7 protein-coding genes are annotated in these 9,038 nt (G+C 33.0%); 4 read left to right on the top strand and 3 right to left on the bottom strand.

Features of this window, described 5'->3' with window-relative positions; translation table 11 throughout:
* Positions 1-156: 156 nt before the first annotated feature.
* Complete coding sequence (gene htpG / locus ACFQ0S_RS11645; RefSeq protein WP_379758277.1) at positions 157-2,043, bottom strand: molecular chaperone HtpG; 1,887 nt, start codon at positions 2,041-2,043, stop codon at positions 157-159.
* 170 nt (positions 2,044-2,213) lie between these two features.
* On the opposite strand from htpG, the gene ACFQ0S_RS11640 reads away from it, so the two are divergent.
* The 4 genes from ACFQ0S_RS11640 to ACFQ0S_RS11625 all read left to right on the top strand — a co-directional run bounded on the left by ACFQ0S_RS11640 (position 2,214) and on the right by ACFQ0S_RS11625 (position 5,540).
* Positions 2,214-2,687 (top strand): hypothetical protein, encoded by a 474-nt coding sequence (locus ACFQ0S_RS11640; protein ID WP_379758280.1) that lies wholly within the window; start codon positions 2,214-2,216, stop codon positions 2,685-2,687.
* A 13-nt stretch (positions 2,688-2,700) separates the two neighbouring features.
* Positions 2,701-3,390, top strand: a complete 690-nt coding sequence (locus ACFQ0S_RS11635; RefSeq protein ID WP_379758283.1) for an OmpA family protein — start codon at positions 2,701-2,703, stop codon at positions 3,388-3,390.
* Between the two features lie 141 nt (positions 3,391-3,531).
* Complete coding sequence (locus tag ACFQ0S_RS11630; RefSeq protein ID WP_379758286.1) at positions 3,532-4,203, top strand: TetR family transcriptional regulator C-terminal domain-containing protein; 672 nt, start codon at positions 3,532-3,534, stop codon at positions 4,201-4,203.
* A gap of 20 nt (positions 4,204-4,223) precedes the next feature.
* Positions 4,224-5,540, top strand: a complete 1,317-nt coding sequence (locus tag ACFQ0S_RS11625; RefSeq protein WP_379758289.1) for an ABC1 kinase family protein — start codon at positions 4,224-4,226, stop codon at positions 5,538-5,540.
* Between the two features lie 53 nt (positions 5,541-5,593).
* Here the strand turns inward: ACFQ0S_RS11625 and ACFQ0S_RS11620 are convergent, their stop codons facing one another.
* Both ACFQ0S_RS11620 and ACFQ0S_RS11615 read right to left on the bottom strand, forming a co-directional pair.
* Positions 5,594-8,158 carry a tail fiber domain-containing protein gene (locus ACFQ0S_RS11620; RefSeq protein ID WP_379758292.1) on the bottom strand — a complete coding sequence of 855 codons (2,565 nt, stop codon included), beginning with the start codon at positions 8,156-8,158 and terminating at the stop codon, positions 5,594-5,596.
* 597 nt (positions 8,159-8,755) lie between these two features.
* The coding region (locus ACFQ0S_RS11615) for a T9SS type A sorting domain-containing protein (RefSeq protein ID WP_379819103.1) at positions 8,756-9,038 on the bottom strand (283 nt) is incomplete at its 5' end.

Here is a 9,038-nt window from a genome sequence, read left to right as displayed (position 1 = left end):
TTCAGTATATCAATAAATTCATTTTTGACAGACCTATAAACAATATTAAAAATCAAATAATTTAATTACACCCAACGGGTTTTATACCTTAAAATTTTATATAAAAAATCCTGTAATGTTGAGTTACAGGATTTTTAGATTATAATAAGGTTACAACTATTTAATCATTTCGAAACTTCTTTTTACAAAAGCAGTTAAAGCTTCGCCTTTTAATAAATTTTGAGACAATTTAGCTAAATCTAATGCTTGTTTTACTAAATGCTCTTGATGTGATTTGTCCTCCGTATTTAAAATATTGGTGGCCAATTCAGAGTTGGTGTTTACCACTAAATTATACATTTCTGGCATATTTCCCATTCCGAACATTCCGCCACCACCTGATTGACTCATTTCTTTCATACGACGCAAAAATTCAGGTTGCGTTATAATAAATGGAGAAGCGTTGCTATCTAAAGCTTCTAGTTGAACCGAATAGGTTTGTTTAGGAACGATAGTTTCAAGTACTGTTTTTAAGCTTTCTTTTTCTTCATCTGATAATTTAGAAATAGCATTTTCTTCTTTCTTAATTAAATTGTCAATATGATCTGAATCTACACGAACAAAAGTCACCTCTTTATTATCGCTTTCTAGTTTCTGAATTAAATGCGAAATAATAGGCGAGTCTAACAATAACACTTCATAGCCTTTATCTTTTGCAATCTCTATATATGAATGTTGTGCTTCTTTATTTCCAGCATATAAAACAACTAATTTTCCGTCTTTATCGGTTTGTTTCTCTTTCAGATTTTCTTTTAATTCTTCTAGAGTATAAAATTTATCATCAACAGTAGGATACAAAACAAAGGCTCCCGCTTTTTCATAAAACTTGTCTTCAGATAACATTCCGTATTCTAAAACAATTTTAATATCGTTCCATTTTTTCTCAAAATCTTCACGGTTTTCATTGAATAATGATTTCAATTTATCAGCTACTTTACGAGTAATGTAGTTTGATATTTTCTTTACAGCACCATCAGCTTGTAAACTAGAACGAGAAACATTCAAGGGAATATCTGGAGAATCTATAGCTCCTTTTAGCATCGTTAAAAATTCTGGAACGATACCTTCAACATTATCAGTTACATAAACCTGATTTTGGTAGAGTTGAATTTTATCTTTTTGTATTTGAATATCAGAACCTAACTTAGGGAAGTATAATATTCCGGTTAAGTTAAACGGATAATCAACATTCAAATGAATATTGAATAGCGGTTCTTCAAATTGCATAGGATATAATTCGTGGTAGAAATTCTTGTAATCCTCATCAGTTAACTCTGTTGGCTGTTTAGTCCAAGCAGGGTTGGTATTGTTAATGAAATTGTCTACCTCAATGGTCTCTGCTTTTGCATCTTCTGGAGCATCATCAGCTAAAGGAAGGGTTTCTTTTTTTGTTCCAAATTTAATCGGAATAGGCATAAACTTATTATACTTATTCAGTAATTCTTTGATTTTGAATTCTTCTAAAAATTCTAAAGAATCTTCAGCAATATGCAAAATAATTTCTGTACCACGAGTCGTTTTGTCAGCTGGTTCTAACGAAAATTCAGGGCTTCCGTCACAAGTCCAGTGTGCTGCTGGTTCGTCTTTGTAAGATTTAGTAATAATTTCTACTTTTGAAGCCACCATAAAGGCAGAATAGAAACCTAGACCAAAATGTCCAATAATTCCTGAATCTTTAGCCGTGTCTTTGTATTTTTCTAAAAACTCTTCGGCACCTGAAAAAGCCAATTGATTGATGTATTTTTCTACTTCATCAGAGGTCATTCCAATTCCTTGATCAATGATGTGTAGTTTTTTGCCTTCTTTGTCAATCTTAACTTCTAAAATAGGATTGCCATATTCTACATTAGTCTCTCCAATACTGGTTAAGTGTTTTAATTTTAGTGTAGCATCTGTTCCGTTAGAAATCAACTCACGTAAAAATATTTCGTGATCGCTGTATAAAAATTTCTTGATTAAGGGAAAGATGTTTTCTACCGAAACATTAATTTTTCCTGTTGTCATATTTGTAAATTTTTTAAGTTATTTTTTTTATAGTAGTCAAATAAGATACCAAACACTAATAAGTGACAAATTGTCGTAACCATTTATTTTCATAAAAAATATATAACATGAAAGGAGATAAATGCAAATGCGTTGTACATTTGTACTAATTAAATTTTAAATTTATAGTTATGAAAAAAATGATTTTAGTATTGTCCATTTCATTATTCATGATTGGATGTAAATCGAAGTCAGTTACCAATTCTAAGGTAGATAATAAAACTGAAAGAGTTATTAAAGGAAATTGGTCAATTGCTAATGTAAGTTACCCAGGTTCAGAGTTTATTAAAGTTAATTCTTTTGATATTGCTGACTCTAAATGTTTTGTAGGAAGCACATGGAAATTTATATCCAACAATAATAAAGGAACTATGGCCTTGACAAATGCTTCTTGCACCAGTTTCGCTTCTGATATCACTTGGTTTATAAATAAAGAAGGTCAGTTTGTAATGAAAGTATTATCAGCTGGAGATAAAGCTAAAAGAGTAAGAGACGGATATGTCTTGAATGTTGCCAATGTTACTGAAACCTCATTTCAACTCGTTGATAAGATTAACGTAGGAGGAAAAATGACCGATGTGATTTATCAATTTCAAAAAAACTAAATAAAATATAAAGATGAAAAAAATTACAATACTTTCAGGAATAGTATTAGTGACATTGAGCACTATATTTACAAGTTGTGAAGCAGTTAAAAATACCAATAAAACACAAAGAGGAGCAGGGATTGGTGCTGTAGGCGGCGCAATTATAGGCGGAATACTTGGAAATAATGTTGGAAAAGGGGGTAACGGAGCTCTTGGGGCTGTACTAGGAGGAGTTATTGGAGGAGCAGCGGGTGGCATCATTGGTAATAAAATGGACAAGCAAGCTAGAGAAATAGATACAGCAATTCCTGGAGCGCAGGTAGAGCGAGTTGGTGAGGGGATTAAATTGGTTTTAAATGAAAATGCAGTTCGTTTTGATACCAATAAATCAACTTTAACTGTTACAGCTAAAGCTAATTTAGATAAATTGGTTAAAGTATTTAATGAATATCCAGATACTAATATTGTTATTTACGGGTATACTGATAGCACTGGCTCTGCTGCACATAATTTAAAATTATCAGAACAAAGAGCTACTTCGGTTAGAAATTATTTATCAAGTAAAGGTTTATTGGCAAGTAGATTTAATATTACTGGCTTAGGAATTGCAGATCCAATTGCTCCAAATGATACTCCAGAAGGAAGAAGCCAAAATCGTCGCGTTGAGTTTGCTATTACTGCTAATGAAAAAATGGTTCACGACGCTGAAGAAGGCAAATAATTTTACTTTTTATAAAGCTAAAAGCTGTTTCGTTTAGAAACAGCTTTTTTTTGCTTAAAATTTAACACAATATTTTGTTTAACAATTATTAGTATGTATTAAACAAAATGTATCTTTACACAAGTTTTAAAATACAATACTATGGCAACTACAAAAAAAGCTTCTTCCAAAAAAAATGCAATAGATGACAATCATATCATTACGATGTATATGAACTCAGTTTTAGAAAATAATCATAGACCAAAAAACGTATATCTCTTTTGTAAAGAAAACGCAATTGAAGAATCAGATTTTTATTCTTTTTTTGGATCCTTTAGTGCTGTAAAGCAAGCCATTTGGGCTAAATTTTTCGAAAATGCCATTGCTTCCATCGAAAAGGACGAGAATTATAGTGCCTATACCGATAAGAATAAATTGTTGACTTTGTTTTTTACGCTATTCGAAATCATGACACTAAATAGGAGCTATGTGCTGTTCTCGCTACAAGAGAATAACGATGGATTGAAAAACTTAAAAGATTTGAAACAATTTAGAAGTTTATTTAAAACGTTCGTGGTTGAAATTATCGAAGATAATACGAACGAAAGCTTTGTTAAGCTAGAAAAAATTACCAAACCAGTTTTTTCTGAAGGAGCTTGGATTCAGTTTTTATTTATTTTAAAATTTTGGATAGACGATACTTCTAAAAGTTTTGAAAAAACAGACATTGTTATCGAAAAATCTGTAAATACAGTAGTAGATTTATTAAACACAAAACCGTTAGAGAGCTTATTTGATTTGGGTAAATTTCTGTGGAAAGAACGTAAAATGTAATTTATTACGAGCACTATAAAATGAAAACATTAGATAAAATTCCAATAGGAAAAATAGAACGTGCCAGCCAACTCGTAAAAACGGGATTTAAAGTTGGAGGAAACTATATGGCCTATTATGGCGAGAAAATTGTTAATCCGTCCTTAACCAAAGATAAATTGAATGAAAACAATGCCGAAGACATTTATGATGGTTTGCAAAACTTAAAAGGAAGTGCTCTTAAAGTGGCTCAAATGCTTAGTATGGACAAAAGCATTATGCCACAGGCTTATGTAGACAAGTTTTCCTTATCACAATTTTCAGTACCTCCTTTATCGGCGCCATTGGTTAGAAAAACGTTCAAGAAATATTTAGGAAAGTTTCCAGAAGAAATTTACGATTCTTTTACTCCAAATTCTATAAATGCGGCTAGTATTGGTCAGGTACATGTTGCTACAAAAAACGGAAAGAAATTAGCTGTAAAAATTCAATATCCTGGAGTTGCTGATAGTATTAGTTCAGATTTGGCTTTAGTGAAACCCTTTGCAACTAGAATGTTCAATCTGAAAGGGAAAGATTCTGAAAAATATTTCATAGAAGTTGAAAATAAATTGCTTGAAGAGACCAACTATATTTTAGAGCTAAAGCAAAGTATAGAAATGGCAAATGCTTGCAAAGACATTGCTAATTTAAGATTTCCCAACTATTACCCAGAGTTGTCTTCCGAAAAAATTTTAACAATGGATTGGATGGAAGGGGAGCACCTCTCTGAATTTGTAGCTAAAAATACTGATAAAACAAAAGGAGATAAATTAGGGCAAGCTTTATGGGACTTTTATATGTTTCAAATGCATGAATTACGGCAAGTGCATGCTGACCCGCATCCTGGTAACTTTTTAATAGATAATGAGGCAAACTTAATGCCAATCGATTTTGGTTGTATCAAGAAAGTTCCTGACGAGTTTTATTTTCCTTATTTTGAGTTGGCAGACCCAAAAGTAATTAATAATCCTTTGTTATTTAATGAAAAATTATATGAATTAGAGATATTGCGCTCAGACGATTCTCCATCTGAGATAGACTATTTTACAGGAATTTTTCATCGACTGTTAAGTTTGTTTACTAAACCTTTTCATAGTGATTATTTCGATTTCTCTGATGAAGATTTTTTTGCTGAAATAGCCGTTATGGGAGAAGATTTTACTAAGGACACCCAATTACGAAAAATGAATGGCAATAGGGGCTCTAAGCATTTTTTGTATATTAATAGAACCTTTTTTGGATTATACAATTTAATGCACGATTTAAAAGCAAGAGTAACTACCCAAAATTATAGGATTTATCAAGCGAAAAGCTAGAAGATTGTTTGTTGTTTTAGGTTGGTAAGAGTGGTTTTTCCTTTTTTTGGAAATTAATCACTCTTACTTTTTTCTAATTTCTCTAAGCGTTTTAATATCGCAGCATTGGCTTTTACAAGCTCAGCATTAGTTTTTTGAAGCTGTTCTATAAGTTCTTGTTGTTCTTGCATCCCGCTAATCATTACAGGAAGTAAGTTTCCGTATCGAGCTTCATATCTTTCAGGATTTTCATCATCTACTAAATCTAGATTATCTCCAATAGAAGAATTTTTTTGTAATTCTAATAAATCTTGTGCTATAAAGCCCGAAGCTTTAACACCTACTTTTAATTTATCTCTAGTATTCCAGGTGTAAGTTACCGGTTTTAATTTTTTTATAAAATCAATCCCTTCTGATAATTTTTTAATATTAGCTTTATCTCTTCTGTCAGATAAAGCTGTAATTGCTGGTGCAGAACATCTGAAAGTTGCAATAGCTCCATTCCCTAAAGTTACGCTGTTATCTGTTGTCGCTAATGAAGCTTGTGCACTAGTTCCTATAACAATATTGTTTGTTCCAGTAGTAATGGCACTTCCTGCGTTATCTCCTATACCTACGTTACCTGAACCAGATGAATCCCTAAGTGAATTATTACCTACAGCAACATTATTAGATGAAGTAAAATTAAGTCTAGCACCCTGTCCTATGGCAACATTTCCAGTACCACTGACCATTCCTTGCAAAGCATTCCAGCCTATTGCTGTATTGTTACTCGCCGAAGAAGCATTAATCATCGCTTGGTATCCAATTGCAACGTTTTGTGATTGTACGTTAGCGTTACCTTGCATCGCTCTCGTACCAATTGCTACATTATTCCCTGAAGCTCCATTACTACTATTTCCAGCAGCGTTGTTGCCAATATATACATTATCAGCTCCAGCATTAAGACGACCAGCTGTAATACCAACAGCTACTAGGTTACCTCCAGTATTACTTCTTCCAGCTTGATGACCAATTAGTGTGGCATTTCCTGCTGTATTACTCCATCCCGCTTCATAACCTATTGCAACAGTGTTATTACCACCAACGTAATTTAATAAAGCGTTATAACCTACTGCAACGTTTGCAGAACCACCAACGTTTGCACCTAAAGCATCAGCTCCTACTGCTATATTTTGCGATCCGGTAGTATTTGTATCTAAAGCACGAATACCTAAAGCTATATTATTATTTCCTGTTGAGTTTGTTGTTAAAGCATTGTAACCCAAAGCTGTATTATCAGCTGCCGTGCTAACCGCTAAGGCTCCAGAACCTACGGCAACATTATTTGCACCAGCAATAGCGCCTAAAGCATTAAAACCTACTGCAGTATTATCAGAGGTAATAAGATTATCTCCCGAAGCGTATCCTACTGCCGTATTTGAAGTACCAGTAGTATTTGCCGCTAATGCATTGTCACCCACTGCTGTATTGTTTGCTCCAGTATTCAAAAGAAGAGCATTTTGACCCACAGCAGTAAGACCAGTCGAAGCTGTATTAAAAGCTAAAGCTCCATATCCAATGCCAGTATTACCCGATCCTGTATTTGAAGCCAAAGCAGCTGCTCCAACAGCTGTACTATTTATCCCTGTTGAATTTGCCCCTAAAGCATTTAATCCTATACCTACATTGTAATTTCCTGTACTAGCATCCAAAGCATTATATCCAACAGCAACACTACCTGTTCCTGTATTTGCAGCCAAAGCACCAGAACCCACAGCCGTATTCTCCGCACCAGCAGCTGCAAACAATGCATTATAGCCTATCGCGGTGTTATTAGATGACTGATTGCTATAAGCAGCCAAATGACCAACACTGGTATTATTAATTCCAGCTGTGTTTAAGGAACTAGCTTGATAACCAAGAGATGTATTACTTGTACCAGTTGTATTTGCCCCCGATGCCTGAAAACCAATTCCTGTGTTATTGTTTGCAATGTTCGCTTTCAAAGCTTCGAAGCCTACCGCTGTAACACGTTCAAAAGTCCCAACTGCGTTTAAAGCACTCCAGCCAATAGCTGTATTTGCAGGACCTGTTGTTTTTTGTTGTAGCGCATTAAAACCAACTGCCGTGTTTTGTATTCCAGTTGTATTGGCTGCTAGTGCTCCATTGCCCACAGCTACATTATCGGTGCCTGTTGTATTAGCATTTAAAGCACTAACACCAAAAGAAGTGCTTGTAGCTCCAATTTTTCCTGCGGCTAAATTATTTCTTCTAAAAGCAACATCAACGCTATTAGTTGTCCCTAAAAAATTCGTACCATCAACTATATCAGAATTTCCTGTTATAAGCCAAGAATTTGTTGCTCCACCCGCTAGTCTAACCCAAGGGCCAGTGTTGGTACTTAAGTAATAAAAACCAGGAGTTACATCGCCAGCCGTATTTGTGTTATACACTATTTCAGATTCAGTACCTGTAAGAACAGGTGATACTGTGGTTGTTGCTGTTAGTGCCACTCTAGGAATTAATAGCCCATCAGTTCCTGAAAATACATCTAAAGCAGCAAAAGGATTTGTAGTGCCTATTCCAACTTGTGCATTCGTTTTAGTTACTGTAAATACAACTAATAAAGTCAATAATAGAGATTTTAAGGTTTTCATTTTTTTTCATTTTAATTACCATCAATCAGTTGGGGAGTTGTCAATTTAATTGTTTGGTATTGATTCTTTTTTTTATATTAAATAAATGAAATTTATTAAAGATTTAATGAAGTGGTATTAATTCAGAAATTATTAAAGGTAATTTTCACTAATCCAAATTCATAATACGCACCCATACAAAATTAGTTACATATCTCCAATTTCAAAGCTATTTTACATATACAAAAACTATACAAAAGCCAATTACAACGTTGTAATTTAGTAAAACCCTTATAAATTCAATGGTTTTGACTTATAATACTTTTTTGAAGACTGCTATTATTATGTTGTTTTATAAAGAATGTTGAGGTAATGTTGTATAAATAATTTTATTTATTATCCCAATAGGGTAAATATCTTAATTATTAATTATTTAAGTGATTTAATTACAGTATTATAATAAAACTATAACTATGAATTATAAAAATGTATTTACAAAGTTCTTATTGTTTTATTTCATTATCTTATAATCTACTTTGGTAATTTATGTAATGGGTTAAAGTAAAAAAAAACGCCTCAATTTTCATGAGGCGTTTCAAATTTTAAGTTATTTAAAACTTATCTTTTAACCATTCGTAATGATTTCACTTTTTCTCCTTGAGATACAACTACATTGTATATACCTGCTGGATAATTGCGACCTACTTCTTGAACACTTAGTTCTGATGAGGTAGCTTTACGAACTTCTAATTGACGTCCTATCATATCATACACTTTCATCTCTACTTGAGCGTCACTAGAACTCTCAATGTCTAAATTAAAGTGCGTTGCAAAAGGATTAGGAAATGCTTTAACGTTAAAGATACTAGAAGTATTTGTGTCTGACATTCTAAAACTTGGA

This window comes from Flavobacterium myungsuense, from assembly GCF_042677265.1.
Taxonomy (GTDB): domain Bacteria; phylum Bacteroidota; class Bacteroidia; order Flavobacteriales; family Flavobacteriaceae; genus Flavobacterium; species Flavobacterium myungsuense.
Note: the sequence above shows the minus strand (reverse complement) of the source record. Positions and strands in the feature narration are given on the sequence as shown.

What these genes read in the sequence shown, in the direction of transcription:
- ACFQ0S_RS11620 (WP_379758292.1), bottom strand. Translation starts at nt 8,158, where the DNA reads ATGAAAACCTTAAAATCTCTATTATTGACTTTATTAGTTGTATTTACA.
- ACFQ0S_RS11625 (WP_379758289.1), top strand. Translation starts at nt 4,224, where the DNA reads ATGAAAACATTAGATAAAATTCCAATAGGAAAAATAGAACGTGCCAGC.
- ACFQ0S_RS11640 (WP_379758280.1), top strand. Translation starts at nt 2,214, where the DNA reads ATGAAAAAAATGATTTTAGTATTGTCCATTTCATTATTCATGATTGGA.
- htpG (WP_379758277.1), bottom strand. Translation starts at nt 2,043, where the DNA reads ATGACAACAGGAAAAATTAATGTTTCGGTAGAAAACATCTTTCCCTTA.
- ACFQ0S_RS11630 (WP_379758286.1), top strand. Translation starts at nt 3,532, where the DNA reads ATGGCAACTACAAAAAAAGCTTCTTCCAAAAAAAATGCAATAGATGAC.
- ACFQ0S_RS11635 (WP_379758283.1), top strand. Translation starts at nt 2,701, where the DNA reads ATGAAAAAAATTACAATACTTTCAGGAATAGTATTAGTGACATTGAGC.